Annotated in this window: 14 protein-coding genes; 9 read left to right on the top strand and 5 right to left on the bottom strand. The window is 60.4% G+C overall.

The annotated features are described in order from the left end of the window. Nucleotides 1-69 precede the first annotated feature (69 nt). Both argJ and RGM2987_RS16260 read left to right on the top strand, forming a co-directional pair. Nucleotides 70-1287, top strand: coding sequence for a bifunctional glutamate N-acetyltransferase/amino-acid acetyltransferase ArgJ (gene argJ / locus RGM2987_RS16265; protein ID WP_245143035.1), 1218 nt, complete (start codon nt 70-72; stop codon nt 1285-1287). A 131-nt stretch (nt 1288-1418) separates the two neighbouring features. Further along, a complete protein-coding gene (locus RGM2987_RS16260; protein WP_245143031.1) occupies nt 1419-2363 on the top strand; it encodes a Nudix family hydrolase in 945 nt (314 codons plus the stop codon). 138 nt (nt 2364-2501) lie between these two features. On the opposite strand, the gene RGM2987_RS16255 is transcribed toward RGM2987_RS16260, so the two are convergent. From RGM2987_RS16255 to RGM2987_RS16245, 3 genes are read right to left on the bottom strand one after another with little or no spacing between them, the layout of a single operon-like run. Continuing rightward, the gene (locus RGM2987_RS16255; protein WP_245143027.1) at nt 2502-3083 is read right to left on the bottom strand and encodes a cob(I)yrinic acid a,c-diamide adenosyltransferase; all 582 of its coding nucleotides are present in this window, start codon (nt 3081-3083) and stop codon (nt 2502-2504) included. 2 nt (nt 3084-3085) lie between these two features. After that, nucleotides 3086-5122, bottom strand: coding sequence for an ATP-binding protein (locus RGM2987_RS16250; RefSeq protein WP_245143024.1), 2037 nt, complete (start codon nt 5120-5122; stop codon nt 3086-3088). A gap of 45 nt (nt 5123-5167) precedes the next feature. Then, nucleotides 5168-6085: a putative 2-dehydropantoate 2-reductase gene (locus RGM2987_RS16245; protein ID WP_245143021.1), complete on the bottom strand. Its 918-nt coding sequence runs from the start codon at nt 6083-6085 to the stop codon at nt 5168-5170. A gap of 142 nt (nt 6086-6227) precedes the next feature. Between RGM2987_RS16245 and RGM2987_RS16240 the strand changes: the two genes are divergently transcribed. Next, complete coding sequence (locus RGM2987_RS16240; protein WP_042728748.1) at nt 6228-6713, top strand: YajQ family cyclic di-GMP-binding protein; 486 nt, start codon at nt 6228-6230, stop codon at nt 6711-6713. Between the two features lie 144 nt (nt 6714-6857). After that, the gene (locus RGM2987_RS16235; protein WP_245143019.1) at nt 6858-7703 is read left to right on the top strand and encodes a mechanosensitive ion channel family protein; all 846 of its coding nucleotides are present in this window, start codon (nt 6858-6860) and stop codon (nt 7701-7703) included. 113 nt (nt 7704-7816) lie between these two features. Here RGM2987_RS16235 and RGM2987_RS16230 read toward each other — a convergent pair whose 3' ends face one another. Beyond that, nucleotides 7817-9145, bottom strand: a complete 1329-nt coding sequence (locus RGM2987_RS16230; protein ID WP_245143016.1) for an OprD family porin — start codon at nt 9143-9145, stop codon at nt 7817-7819. A gap of 883 nt (nt 9146-10028) precedes the next feature. Here RGM2987_RS16230 and RGM2987_RS16225 point away from each other — a divergent pair. Further along, nucleotides 10029-10454, top strand: coding sequence for an HIT domain-containing protein (locus tag RGM2987_RS16225; protein WP_245143090.1), 426 nt, complete (start codon nt 10029-10031; stop codon nt 10452-10454). 4 nt (nt 10455-10458) lie between these two features. Next, nucleotides 10459-10665, top strand: a complete 207-nt coding sequence (locus tag RGM2987_RS16220) for a SlyX family protein (protein WP_245143014.1) — start codon at nt 10459-10461, stop codon at nt 10663-10665. A 187-nt stretch (nt 10666-10852) separates the two neighbouring features. Here RGM2987_RS16220 and RGM2987_RS27550 read toward each other — a convergent pair whose 3' ends face one another. After that, entirely contained in the window at nt 10853-11458 is a 606-nt protein-coding gene (locus RGM2987_RS27550; RefSeq protein ID WP_280639953.1) for a cold-shock protein, read from the bottom strand. Between the two features lie 398 nt (nt 11459-11856). Between RGM2987_RS27550 and RGM2987_RS16210 the strand changes: the two genes are divergently transcribed. The 3 genes from RGM2987_RS16210 to RGM2987_RS16200 all read left to right on the top strand — a co-directional run bounded on the left by RGM2987_RS16210 (nt 11857) and on the right by RGM2987_RS16200 (nt 13377). Continuing rightward, entirely contained in the window at nt 11857-12330 is a 474-nt protein-coding gene (locus RGM2987_RS16210) for a Dps family protein (RefSeq protein WP_245143012.1), read from the top strand. Nucleotides 12331-12665: 335 nt separating this feature from the next. Further along, complete coding sequence (locus RGM2987_RS16205; protein WP_245143010.1) at nt 12666-13010, top strand: ribbon-helix-helix domain-containing protein; 345 nt, start codon at nt 12666-12668, stop codon at nt 13008-13010. Nucleotides 13011-13155: 145 nt separating this feature from the next. Then, complete coding sequence (locus tag RGM2987_RS16200; protein WP_245143008.1) at nt 13156-13377, top strand: zinc ribbon domain-containing protein; 222 nt, start codon at nt 13156-13158, stop codon at nt 13375-13377. The last annotated feature ends 71 nt before the right edge of the window (nt 13378-13448 follow it).

Raw genomic sequence — 13448 nt, 5'->3', positions numbered from 1 at the left:
GGCGTTTTGCCATTTGATTAGCCGTCCCGACGAGAGCGGCGCAGACATACATCTATAAGGAGCGCATTCATGGCTGTTGGTCTTGGTCCGTTGCCAACGTTGCACCCGGTTGCCGGTTTTGAACTCGGTATCGCTTCGGCGGGCATCAAGCGCCCCGGGCGCAAGGATGTCGTGGTAATGCGTTGCGCCGAAGGCTCGACGGTCGCCGGCGTCTTCACCCTCAACGCCTTTTGCGCAGCGCCGGTCATCCTCGCCAAGCAGCGCGTGCAGGGGCCGGTGCGCTATCTGCTGACCAACACCGGCAATGCCAACGCCGGCACCGGCGCGCCAGGCCTGGCCGCCGCCGAGCGTACTTGCGCGAAACTGGCCGAGCTGACCGGTGTCGATGCCAACCAGGTGCTGCCGTACTCCACTGGTGTGATCGGCGAGCCACTGCCGGTCGAGAAAATCGAAGGCGCGTTGCAGGCCGCTCTCGATGACCTGTCGGAGAACAACTGGGCCGCGGCCGCCACCGGGATCATGACCACCGACACCCTGCCCAAGGGCGCGAGCCGTCAGTTCCAGCACGATGGCGTGACCGTCACCGTTACCGGTATCAGCAAAGGCGCGGGCATGATCCGGCCGAACATGGCGACCATGCTCGGCTACATTGCCACCGACGCCAAGGTTTCGCGCCAGGTGCTACAAGACTTGATGCTCGACGGTGCCAACAAGTCGTTCAACCGCATCACCATCGACGGTGACACCTCCACCAACGACTGCTGCATGCTGATCGCCACCGGCAAGGCCAATCTGCCGGAGATTACCGAAGCCAGCGGCCCGCTGTTCGCCGCCCTGAAACAGGCTGTGTTCGAAGTGTGCATGGAAGTGGCCCAGGCCATCGTGCGTGACGGCGAAGGCGCGACCAAGTTCGTCACTGTGCAGGTCAACGGCGGTGGCAATCATCAGGAATGCCTGGATGTCGGCTACACCGTGGCGCACTCGCCGCTGATCAAGACGGCGCTGTTTGCTTCCGACCCGAACTGGGGCCGAATCCTCGCCGCGGTCGGTCGTGCCGGCGTGCCGGAGCTGGACGTGAGCAAGATCGACGTGTTCCTCGGTGAAGTCTGCATCGCCAGCCAGGGTGCCCGTGCTGCGACCTACACCGAGGCCCAGGGCGCGGCGGTGATGCAGCAGGAAGAAATCACCATCCGCATCGAACTGGGGCGTGGTGATTGCAGCGAAACGATCTGGACCACTGACTTGTCCCACGAGTACGTGAAAATCAACGCTGAGTATCGGACTTAAGACCGAGTCGCCGCCTTCGCGAGCAAGCCCGCTCCCACAGGGACCTGCTGGGTGACCTGCAAAGTGTTCGCACCACAAATCCATTGTGGGAGCGGGCTTGCTCGCGAAGACGGCCTGGAGGAAGCAACGCGGTGAAACGAATACACGTAGCGGCGGCGGTCATTCGTGATGCTGCCGGCAAGATCCTGATCGCCCGACGGGCCGATACCCAGCACCAGGGTGGCCTGTGGGAGTTTCCCGGTGGCAAGGTCGAGGCCGACGAGACCGTCGAGACGGCCCTGGCCCGGGAACTTCATGAAGAGCTGGGGATTGTGGTCGGCGCCGCTCGGCCGCTGATCAAGGTGCGTCACGATTACCCGGACAAGCAGGTATTGCTGGATGTCTGGGAAGTCTCGGCGTTCACCGGCCAGGCCCACGGCGCCGAAGGGCAGCCTTTGGCCTGGGTGATGGCCCGCGATCTGCCGAACTATGAGTTTCCGGCCGCCAATCAACCGATTGTCGCCGCGGCCCGCTTGCCGGGCGAATACTTGATCACCCCTGAAGGCCTTGAGACACCGGCCTTGCTGCGCGGCCTGCAGAAGGCGATCGCCGGTGGCATCAAGCTGGTGCAACTGCGCGCGCCCAATGGCTATGACCCGCAATACCGTGACCTGGCGGTGGATGCGGCGGGGTTGTGCGCCGGCAAGGCACAATTGATGCTCAAGGGGCCGTTCGAGTGGCTGGGGGATTTCCCGTCCGCCGGCTGGCACATCACCGCAGCGCAATTGCGCAAGCACGCAGCGGCGGGTCGTCCGTTCGGCAAGGAGCGTTGGTTGGCGGCGTCCTGCCATAACGCTGAGGAACTGGCCCTGGCCCGGCAGATGGACGTGGATTTCGTCACGCTCTCGCCCGTCCAGCCGACCCAGACCCATCCCGAGGCAGTGCCGTTGGGGTGGGATGAGGCGGCGCGGTTGATCGAAGGCTTCAACAAGCCGGTCTATCTGTTGGGCGGGGTCGGGCCTGATGACCGGGAAAAAGCCTGGGAGGCTGGGGCCCAGGGTGTGGCGGGGATTCGGGCGTTTTGGCCTGAAGCCTGATTTTATAGAGTGGCTGCTGGCCCCTTCGCGAGCAAGCCCGCTCCCACAGTTGGAGTGCATTCTTTCTGAAGAAACCCGATCAACTGTGGGAGCGGGCTTGCTCGCGAAGGCGGCCTGCCAGGCGATACATCCTTGTGATCACTCCTGAGGCTTGGCCGCCGCCTCCCAAAGCACCTCGGCAACCCCTTGGCGCCGGGCAATCACCCGCGCCGCCACGAACAGCAGATCCGATAACCGATTGATGTAGGCCAGCCCGGGCCCGGCCAGTGGCTCGACCGTGTTCAACTGCTGGCAACGACGTTCAGCGCTGCGGGCCAGGCTGCGGCAGACGTGCGCGAGGGCGATCAGGGTCGAGCCGCCGGGCAGGATGAAGTTTTCCAGTGGCCCCAACTCCTCGTTCCAGCGGTCAATCGCCGCTTCCAGTCGTTCGACTTCTGCCGTGGTCAGGGCCTGATAAGCCGGCATTGCCAGCTCTCCGCCGAGGTCGAACAATCGATGCTGACAAGGCGTCAGCACATCGATGATCTCCTGCAAATCCGGGTGTCGCGTGGTTTCGGCGGCAAGCCCGGCCAGTAGCAAACCCAACTGGCTGTTCAGCGTATCCACTTCGCCGATGGCCTCGATTCGCGGGTGGTCCTTCGCCACGCGGCGGCCATCGCCCAATCCGGTTTCACCGGTATCGCCGGTGCGGGTGTAAATCTTCGACAGGCGAAAGCCCATGCTCAGCGCTCCAGTTGGATGTTTTCCTGCTGGGTGAGAGACGTGCCGGCCAAGGGCAGGCGCAGGGTAAAGCAAGTGCCCTGGCCCGGCGCCGATTGCACTTCCATCTGGCCCTTGTGGTTATTGGTGATGATGAAATACGACACTGACAGCCCCAGGCCCGTGCCCTGGCCGATCTCCTTGGTGGTGAAGAACGGCTCGAAGGTCCGTTTACGGACGTTTTCGCTCATGCCAATGCCGTTGTCTTCCACCTGGATTTCCGCCCACGGCGGATTCAGCCGGGTGCGCAGGATGATGCGCCCCGGTTCGCTGTCGTCCTGGCGTTGGTGAATCGCCTGGGCGGCGTTTTTCAACAGGTTGAGCAGCACCTGTTCCAGCTCGTTGGCGGTGCCGGGAACCGGGCCGAGGTTCGGGTCGAATTGACGGATGATCGCCTGGCCCTTGAAGTCGAAGCCGATTGCCAGGTCAAAGTCGTTGCCGGCAATTTCCACCGCTTGGTCGATCAGCGCCGGCAGGTCGCAAGGCGCCATCTGCCGCGTGCTGCGGCGGCTGAAGCTGAGCATGTGGGTAACGATCTTCGCCGCCCGGGCGCCGGCCTGCTGGATGCCGTCGAGCAACTGCGGGATCTCCCGGCCTTCCAGGTAGCGATTGACCTCCTGCAGCTCGATACCCAGTTGTTCGGCCTGTTCGAGGTTCTTCGGCAGGTCCGGCGACAGGCGCCGGCGGATGTTCTGTACGTTGTGCAGGATCGCGCCCAACGGGTTGTTGATTTCGTGGGCCATGCCGGCCGCGAGACCACCGACCGAAAGCATTTTTTCCGATTGCACCATCATTTCTTCCAGCGACAGGCGCTGGGTGATGTCATCGATGCGGATCACCACCCCGCGCCCGGCGCCGCCCATCAATGGGTAGAAGGTCAGGGCGTAGTGCCGCGCTTCATCGTCCTTGGTCCAGGTGACCCGTTCGATCTTCGCCACCGTGTGTTGCTCGACGGTCTGCTTGAGCTGCGGCAGGTACGGCTTGAGCGGCTCGAAGGCGAGGAAGATCGGCTGGTTCAAAGCCTCGTCCAGGCGGGTGCCGGAGAGCGCGCTGGCCTCCTGGTTCCATTGGGTGACGTAGAGCTGTTCGTCGAGGGCGATCAGCGCCGAGGGCATGGAGTCGATGATGCTGTTGAGGTAGTTCTGGAAACCGGTGAGTTTTTTCTCGATCTTGCTGCGCACCTGGACTTCCAACTCCAGCTTGCGGTTGGTATGGCGGGTTTCTTCCGCCAGGCCCTGGGCCTGGTCGTAAGCGGCCTGGGAATCGTCCCGGGCGCGCTTGAGCTGTTGTTCCCGGGCTTCGATCCGCGACAGCATGGTGTTGAACGCTTCGGCCAGGCTGCCGATCTCGTCGTGGTTGCCCCGGGCGGCGCGCAGGGCGTAGTTCTCCTCGCGGGTGACCTGGCGTGACAGCTCTTCGAGCTGATGAATCGGCTGGGTGATCAGGCGCTTGATCTGCTGGGCAATGACCAGCCACAGCAGCACGCTGAAGATCAGGATGCCGAGGCTGGCGGTGAGGGTGCCGGTGTAGAACGCCGTCGGCAATTCGCTGCTGGCCACCAGCAGCAGATGGCCCGGCGTTGTGCCGGGGCGGGGCAGGGTGATCACCTGGTTGCTGCGAAATTCACCGGCCTGCCATGTCTGCATCTTGCGGAAGTGGTCCGGCAGCTTGAGCTTTTCGCCCTGTTGCAGTTGCGCCAGGCGCTCGCCTTCGCCGTCATACAAGGCAGCGGCCCGCAATGGTGCATAGCTGTTGAGTTCGTCGAGCAGGCGCTTGGCGGTTTGCGGCGATTGCAGCGCGTCGGCGATCAGGCTCGGGTTCGCCACCAGTCGGCCGATGGTCTGCAGGGCCTGGGGGGCCATGCTTTCCTGGGAAATGTAGTAGGCGGCGCTGATAAAGGTCAGGTTGGCCACCAAAAGAACGGTGGTCAATAACACCAACAGGGCGGCCAGCAGTTTCTGGCCGACCGGGAGGTTTTCAAGGCGCTGGCGCAATGGCATCAGAGTCGTCGCTGCAAAGGAACACGAGGCCAGCGTAGCCGCTGCTCAGTCGCTGGGCAATCCGAGGTTGTCCAGGTGGGCAATCAGTCGCTGTCGCAGTTGTTCCAGGTGCGCAACCACCAACCCATGGCGTTGGGCCGCCTTGCAGGCGTGGCCGAGCAAATAGCTGATTTCGGTGCGGCGCCGATGGCTGACGTCCTGGTACATCGAGGAGTAATTGGCGGCGGTGGCCTGGATCACCCGTTCGACTTCCGGCAGCAAGTCTTCGGCCGCAGCGGGTTGGCCGCAGCGTTCGAGCAGGTCGGTGAGTTCCGCGCACAGGGTGGCGACTTCGCAACGATGGTTCTGCAAACCGCCATTGTTGCAGTGGTGCAGGACGGTCAGCGGATTGATCGCACAGTTGAGCGCCAGTTTGCGCCAGAGCCGGGTGAGGATATCGGCGCTCCATTCGTGAGGAATGCCCGCGGCCTTGAGGTCGTCCAGCCAGAACGGCGCCACCGGGTGCGCGGGGTCGCCGAGCCAGGTGTAGCCGTGACCGGCGAAGACCACGCGCCAGTCACCGTCGCGAAACGCGCCTTCGGTGCTGGAAGCGCTGATGCAGCGGGCCAGGGGGACACGGTTGGCTACCGCGTCCTGGCTGCCGAGGCCGTTCTGCAACAGGATCATTTCCGACTCGGCGCTCAGGCGATGGGCCACCGAGCTTACCGCCGCCTCTGCGTCATAGGCTTTGCAGGCCAACAGCAGGCGCTTGATCGGTTCAGGGTTGTCCGCTGTTTCGCCGGGCACCGGGTAACACTGCGCCTGGCCCTGTTCCACCAGCGTCAGCCCGCCGGCGGCCCGATACGCCTGCAATCGGTCGTCATTGCGCAGCACCAGCCGCACCGGCAGACCGGCCCGGGCCAGGCGCGCGGCCCATAACGTACCGAGGCTGCCGGCGCCCAGGACATGCCAGGTGGTGGACATCAGTTTTTTACTCGGTTTAGCGCAGGCATCCGGGGGCTCGCAGTGTCAGCAGGAAAAGACCCGTTATAATGAGCCCGATTTCAACCACAAGCCAAGCGCGCGCCTTTGTTACCGGCGCGCCTTTTTTATTGGAGAACACTACATGCCGTCATTCGACGTGGTATCCGAACTGGACAAACACGAAGTCACCAACGCCGTTGAAAACGCCGTCAAGGAACTCGACCGTCGCTATGACCTCAAGGGCAAGGGCAGTTTCGAGTTCAAGGAAAAGGACCTGACCGTCAACCTGACCGCCGAGGCCGACTTCCAGCTCGAGGCGATGATCGAGATCCTCAAGCTGGCGCTGGTCAAGCGCAAGATCGACGTGCAGTGCCTGGAGGTCAAGGACGCGTTCGCTTCGGGCAAGCTGATGAAACAGGAAGCCGTGCTCAAGGAAGGCATCGACAAGGAACTGGCGAAGAAGATTGTCGCTCACATCAAGGACGCCAAGCTCAAGGTCCAGGCTGCCATCCAGGGCGAGCAGGTCCGGGTGACCGGCAAGAAGCGAGACGACTTGCAAGAAGCCATCGCCGCCTTGCGCGGCAAGGAATTCGGCATGCCGCTGCAATTCAACAACTTCCGCGACTGATATTTCAGTTTCATGGAGACCCTGTGGCGAGGGAGCTTGCTCCCGCTGGCTGCGTAGCAGCCTCTTATCAGTGGGCGCTACGCACCCAAGCGGGAGCAAGCTCCCTCGCCACAATGCCGCTCGCTACAGGAAAAGGAGAACACGATGGACTTGAACGCTGAAGTGGACCACTTGGTCAAGGCCTCCCAGGCCTGGATTCCGATGATCATGGAGTACGGCAGCCGTGTGCTGCTGGCGATCATCACCCTGGCCATCGGTTGGTGGCTGATCAACAAGGTGACCCAGAAACTGGGCGCGCTGCTGGCCCTGCGTAATGCTGACCTGGCGTTGCAGGGGTTTATCAGTACCCTGGCGAATATCATCCTGAAGATCCTGCTGATCGTCAGTGTCGCGTCGATGATCGGTGTAGAGACCACCTCGTTCGTCGCCGCCATTGGCGCAGCCGGCCTGGCGATTGGCCTGGCCTTGCAGGGCAGCCTGGCGAACTTCGCCGGTGGTGTGCTGATCCTGTTGTTCCGTCCATTCCGCATCGGTGACTGGATCGAGGCCCAGGGCGTGGCCGGCACGGTCGACAGCATCCAGATCTTCCACACCGTGCTGCGCACCGGTGACAACAAGACCGTCATCGTGCCCAACGGCAACCTGTCGAACGGCATCATCACCAACACCAATCGCCAGCCGACCCGCAAAGTGGTGTTCGACGTGGGCGTGGACTATCAGGCCGACCTGCAAAAGGCCCGGCAGGTGTTGCTCGACCTGGCGAAGGATGAGCGCGTACTGGCTGACCCGGCGCCTGAAGCGGTGATTTCCACCTTGGGCGACAGCTCGATCACCGTGTCGTTGCGGATTTGGGTGAAGACGGCGGATTACTGGAGTGTGATGTTCATGCTCAATGAACAGGCCCGGGATCGCTTGAAGGATGCGGGGATTGATATTCCGTTTCCCCAGCGGGTGATTCGGGTAGTTCAGGAATCCTCCTCGGCGCAATGATCCTCCGGTACTTGCCTATCCCTTCGGTCAGGGTTCCCACGAAGTAGACCCCATGAAAAAGGCCCATCCGAAGATGGGCCTTTTTTTGATTACCGCGAACTAGCTTTCGGCAATTACAGAACCGAAATCGGGTAGTCGACGATCAGGCGGAACTCTTTGATATCGCCTTCACCTTCGTCAGCGTTAGCGTAGTGCCAGGCTTGACGAACACGGAAGGAAAGATCTTTGGCCGGGCCAGACTGAACAACGTACTTGGCTTCGAAGTTGGTTTCGTTGTGCTTGCCGTCTTCACCGTACAGACCAGCGTAAGGGCTGCCTGCTGGGGTGTTGGTGCCGTCGATGTCCCAACCTTTGACGTAGCGGGTCATGAAGCTCAGGCCAGGAACGCCGTACTCAGCCATTTTCAGATCGTAACGGATCTGGGCAGACTTCTCGCCTGGGGCGTTGAAGTCAGAGTACTGGATGGAGTTGGCGAGGAAGATCGAGTCGCCGCCACGGTTGTTCTTGCCCACACCGATGTAGTCGAACGGAGTGTCGCCGTTGATTTTCTGGAAGGCAACGGTGATGGTGTGCGCTTTCAGGAACGAGAACGCAGCAGCCAGGGAGAACGCGGTGTTGCTGATGTCGCCGGCTTTGGAGCTGCCGGTGTCGGTGGTGCGGTAGATGTTACCGTCCAGGTTCAGCGACTGATCACCACCCATTGGAATGGTGTAGTTCAGGTTACCGTAGTACTGGTTCCAGATGTCTTCCAACTGGGCGCCGTAGATCGATGCGCTCAGGTTGTCAGTGAAGGAATATTTACCACCTGCGTAGTCGATGGTGTTGGCTTCTACGCCAGCGTAGGTTGCATACAGGCCGCCGTCACGGGCGTTGCGGTCCTGGCTGGTACCCGAGTAGAAGTGACCGGCTTCGAGGTCGAGGTCTTTGACTTCACTGCTCTGCAGTTGGAAACCGCTGGCAGTTTGAGGCAGGACGCGGGAGCCACCGACAGCGAACACTGGAGCAGTGCTTGGCTGCTGGTCACCGATTTTCAGTTCGGTTTTGGATACGCGGAACTTGATGGCTGCGCCGGCTTTGCCTTGGCTGTCGTTGACATCGCCGTCGGCGTCGCGGCTCATGTTGCCGGTGCCGCCGGTACCGTCGCCGCCGTCCAGTTTGACTGCCAGGTAACCGAATGCGTCAACGCCGACGCCGACGGTGCCTTGGGTGTAACCGGAGTTGAAGTTACCCCAGATGCCCTGAGTCCAGTCTTTTTGATCGGTCGCGCCGTCTTTGCGGTCACGGTTGAAGTAGTAGTTGCGCAGCAGCAATTTGGCGCTGGCATCTTCAACGAAGCCCTTGGCTTCAGACTGGTCACTTACGAAAGGTGCGGCCGTAGCCATTTGAGTACTGGCTGCTGCAGCAACGGCCAGTGCGATCATGCTCCACTTCATCACGCGCATCGTGATTTGCTCCTTTGGTTTTAGAAGAGTACTGCCGTCCCACCTGTTTTATTATCTGGGCGGCTCTTTCTTTATTGTGCCGGCGCAAACTTATATCACGCCGACCCTATTGGCGATACTTGCCCATACAACCTTTCAGCTTCTTTACGACCCTGTCGCCAATGGCTCGATCCATGTCGCATTTGGGCTGAACCCATGCACTCGGACTCACAACTTTAATGTTGTTTTTCTTTTTCCGGCATCGGTGTAAAGAGTCCATCATTACCGCGCTTGAAGCTCCTTGGGCAGCCTTGCCACTTTAATTTTCAGGTCTTGAGGGTCCGCGTTCCGGCAGGCCCATCCAGACGATGTGTGGATGAATGCAACAAGCATGCACAAATCCGATTTCCATTCACATTTTTTTCACATCCTCGCTGCGGTCGCGGTGAAACCTCATGAAACCGGGCTCCAAAGGCCTTGTTTTAAATAGGGTTGACTGCTGCGCAGGTGCCATGGTTGCCGTTCGAAAACCTCGCGAGACAACCAAAAGCGTTACCGGTTCACCCCATTCGGTGGGTAAATCCCGGATACTTCGTGCACTGAGCGTAGACGCACTGTGCTGTTTTGGTGCAAAAATTTTTCAAGTTGTGCGAAAAACCTACAACTGCCGCAGCAGGTATCACTCCGGCCAGGGCCGGACAGCTGCCGCATGCGCCGAATGGGTGCGGGGCGCTGCACCGGTTAATGGCGCGTCTGGATAAAAATTCAGGGAGATCAGTGTCGGGCCTGCCTCGGACGGTACGCAGTGAACGTTCCGGCGTTCGCAGGTATGCTGCGGGTCTGCGCCCAAGGCAGGCCTGCGGGCCGCCCATCCGGGCAGGATCAACAACGAGGAGTACGCACGGTGTTTGCCTTAGACCCACGACTGCAACAAGACACACTGCCCATCGGTGATTTCCCGCTGTGCCGGTTGCTGTTGTCCAATGACTCCAACTACCCGTGGTTCATCCTCGTACCGCGGCGGGAAAATATCAGTGAATTGTTTCAGTTGGATGACATTGATCAGCAACAGTTGTGGAAAGAAACCACGGCGTTGGCTGAAACACTGAAAGATTCGTTCGATGCCGACAAAATGAACGTTGCAACCTTGGGTAACGTGGTCAGCCAGCTGCATATGCATGTCATCGTACGCAAGCGTGATGATGCCGCCTGGCCTGCCCCGGTCTGGGGCAAACATTCGGCCGTGCCTTATACTGAGGTGCAGGTTACGGCTGTCCGCGAGCGTCTGCGAATGGCCCTGACCGATGATTTCAAGTTTCTGGAGGGCTGATGCCATGAACCTTGAGGAACGTGTTACCGAGCTTGAAAGTCGCCTGGCGTTTCAGGATGACACCATCCAGGCATTGAACGACGTGCTGGTGGAGCAACAGAGGGTGGTCGAGCGGTTGCAGCTACAGATGGCGGCATTGCTCAAGCGCCAGGAGGAAATGGTCGGGCAATTCGAATCTTTCGAAGAAGAGGCACCGCCTCCGCATTACTAGTGCCACAATCCTTGTGAAAGCGGGCTTGCTCGCGAAGAGGGCGGATCAGCCAGCATTGCAACCGACTGACCCACCGCTTTCGCGAGCAAGCTCGCTCCCACAGGAAGCTGCGGACCTGGCGTCGATTGGCAGGCATTAAAAAACCGCGAGCAGCGCAGCTGCATCGCGGTTTTTTTTACGGCAGGAATCAGCGACGCGGCAGTGCCGCGATCACGTCTTCGGCTTGCAGGCCTTTGTCGCGGTTCATCACGGAGAATTCCACGCGCTGGCCTTCTACCAGGACGCGGTGGCCTTCGCCACGAATGGCCCGGAAATGCACGAAGATGTCATCGCCGGAGTCGCGGGAGATAAAGCCGAAACCTTTGGAAGTGTTGAACCACTTCACGGTGCCGGTATCGCGGTTGGACATGTCGTAGTTCTGCGGCGCGGCGGCTGGCGAAGACTTCTTATAGAAGCTGATGGCCAGGTGCAGGGCCACGGCGAGCAGTGCGCAGCCGAGGCTGAACACAATGGCCGGTTGACCGCCGATTTCCGGCATTGGCGCCAGCAGCGCCAGGGTCTGCAGGGCAACCGCCAGTACCAGCAGGGCACTGACCAGGTTTTGCAGTTGATGACGTGGACCTTTGTTCCAGTATGGAATGGCAGGCGCGAGGGTCAGGTTGAGCAGGCCGAAAAAGGCCAGGTACAGTGCATCGGGGTGTTGCAGGTAAGGTGTGGCTTCGGAACCCAGGCTAGGGATGAAGGACAGCAGCAGGGCAGCTGCGCCCATTAGCAAGTGGACGATTTTCAACATTTTGATTGGCTCACGGTTAAGACAGATCACAAGGAAGAGCTGGTCGGGGGCGGTTCGCTTCGGAACAATTAAGAGGCGGTGGACACGTACCCGAATCAGCCTATGCGCCATGCCCGGCAGAATAGGCGTAGCGACACACTGCCTATTTAACAGTAAAGCCCTGGCCTTCTCAAACTCGTTGAGGGCACGTACCGCGCTGTTCGTCGGCTGGAAAAGCACCGGCATGCGCTTGAAGGTGCCAGGCAAAGCGCGTTGAATTCCCACTGAGTATCGGAACCGCTGGCGCCCTGCCTTGTCGGTTCAGGAGGGCTGACGATCTGTCGCAGGCTGCAGGCGGCCATATCCACTAGAGTGAACGGTCGCTGTCGAATTCATCACCATCAGGAGATCAACCCACCATGGCCATTGATATCGGAATCAGTGAAGAAGACCGCAAGTCCATCGTCGACGGGCTTTCGCGCCTGCTGTCGGACACCTATGTGCTGTACCTCAAGACCCATAATTTCCATTGGAACGTCACCGGGCCGATGTTTCGCACCTTGCACCTGATGTTCGAGGAGCAATACAACGAACTGGCACTGGCGGTGGATTCGATCGCCGAGCGAATCCGGGCCCTGGGCTTTCCTGCTCCTGGTGCGTATTCGGTGTATGCACGCTTGTCTTCCATCAAGGAAGAGGAGGGTGTGCCGAACGCCGAAGACATGATCCGACAGCTGGTCGAAGGCCAGGAGGCCGTGACGCGTACCGCCCGCGGCATCTTTCCGTTATTGGACAAAGTCAGCGACGAGCCTACCGCCGACCTGTTGACCCAGCGCATGCAGGTGCATGAAAAGACCGCGTGGATGCTGCGCTCGCTGTTGGAAAACCAGTAAGGGGCACCCGCTATGCCCTGTGGCGAGGGAGCTTGCTCCCGCTGGGACGGTCCGACGCCTCGGGCGTAGCAGCCCCAAACCCTGTCAGACACAGGTCTTACGGCTGCTGCGCAGCCGAACGGGAGCAAGCTCCCTCGCCACGGGATTACCTGGGGCAACGATATTGCCTGCACGTTGGGTGTAGGACCGTGTAACTCGTCGCCTGCCTGCTGTTGGCTTGTCCTACGTCGATGGTCATAAAGTCATCTGGAACTGGCGCTGCCGTTGCGCTTCCATAGGGCCACGGGTTGGTTGTTCCAACCCGCAGGCTCGTATGGCAAAGGAGTGTCAACGGTATGATTCAAGGAAAAGATCCCGGGGAAGGCGTGCGGGGGCGCTTTCAATCCATCAGTGTCGACCCGTTCGTCCGGGGGTTCGATATGCAGTTGGCCCGGCCCTGGGCCCGGTCCATTCGTCTGAATGGGTTCGCCACCTGCCTGCGGCTGGAGCAGGTGTATTGGGATATCCTCGGCGACATGGCCCGGCTCAACCGCTGTTCCATCAGCACCTTGCTGTCCCATGTGGACCGGGAGGTGCATCTGCGACATGGTGGGGTACGCAATTTCAGCGGCTTGGTGCGAGTGGTCTGCGTGGTGCACGGCTTGAAGGAGACCGGGATACAAGTCCCCGGTCGTCATTGACCGCGCAAGCCTGGTGATGCCCGGAACCCGACGGTGCGGCCTGTGCGGTCTTACGGCTGCACAGGCCGCATTTAATGGCTATAATCTCGCCCTTTGTCGCAAGGCCCAGCCCTTGCGCGTGTAACCTGATCGCCGAGACAACCCCATGCCGATGTACGACTATCAATGTGCTTCCTGTGGTCATCAGATGGAAGTCATTCAAAAGATCAGCGACGCAAAGCTGGTCGACTGCCCTGCCTGCCAGGCGCCGGAACTGAAGAAAATGCTCTCCATGCCTGGTTTCCGCCTCGGCGGCACAGGCTGGTACGAAACCGATTTCAAGACCGGCGCCAAGAAAAACCTGGCCGGTGGCGACAAAGCTGACTGAGTTGAATACGCGCGAGTTCTTGCACGGGCAGGGCCTCCAACCGAATGTCGAATTACGAGAAGTGAAACCAC

Origin of the sequence: Pseudomonas sp. RGM2987, from assembly GCF_022952855.1 — a bacterium.
In the GTDB taxonomy this organism is placed as follows: domain Bacteria; phylum Pseudomonadota; class Gammaproteobacteria; order Pseudomonadales; family Pseudomonadaceae; genus Aquipseudomonas.
This window is presented reverse-complemented; position numbering and strand designations above follow the sequence as displayed.

Bases quoted from the DNA above. Each gene is read 5' to 3' on its own strand.
- RGM2987_RS16250 (WP_245143024.1), bottom strand. From the start codon at position 5,122: ATGCCATTGCGCCAGCGCCTTGAAAACCTCCCGGTCGGCCAGAAACTG.
- argJ (WP_245143035.1), top strand. From the start codon at position 70: ATGGCTGTTGGTCTTGGTCCGTTGCCAACGTTGCACCCGGTTGCCGGT.
- RGM2987_RS16240 (WP_042728748.1), top strand. From the start codon at position 6,228: ATGCCGTCATTCGACGTGGTATCCGAACTGGACAAACACGAAGTCACC.
- RGM2987_RS16205 (WP_245143010.1), top strand. From the start codon at position 12,666: ATGATTCAAGGAAAAGATCCCGGGGAAGGCGTGCGGGGGCGCTTTCAA.
- RGM2987_RS16210 (WP_245143012.1), top strand. From the start codon at position 11,857: ATGGCCATTGATATCGGAATCAGTGAAGAAGACCGCAAGTCCATCGTC.
- RGM2987_RS16235 (WP_245143019.1), top strand. From the start codon at position 6,858: ATGGACTTGAACGCTGAAGTGGACCACTTGGTCAAGGCCTCCCAGGCC.
- RGM2987_RS16245 (WP_245143021.1), bottom strand. From the start codon at position 6,085: ATGTCCACCACCTGGCATGTCCTGGGCGCCGGCAGCCTCGGTACGTTA.
- RGM2987_RS16230 (WP_245143016.1), bottom strand. From the start codon at position 9,145: ATGCGCGTGATGAAGTGGAGCATGATCGCACTGGCCGTTGCTGCAGCA.
- RGM2987_RS16200 (WP_245143008.1), top strand. From the start codon at position 13,156: ATGCCGATGTACGACTATCAATGTGCTTCCTGTGGTCATCAGATGGAA.
- RGM2987_RS16255 (WP_245143027.1), bottom strand. From the start codon at position 3,083: ATGGGCTTTCGCCTGTCGAAGATTTACACCCGCACCGGCGATACCGGT.
- RGM2987_RS27550 (WP_280639953.1), bottom strand. From the start codon at position 11,458: ATGTTGAAAATCGTCCACTTGCTAATGGGCGCAGCTGCCCTGCTGCTG.
- RGM2987_RS16220 (WP_245143014.1), top strand. From the start codon at position 10,459: ATGAACCTTGAGGAACGTGTTACCGAGCTTGAAAGTCGCCTGGCGTTT.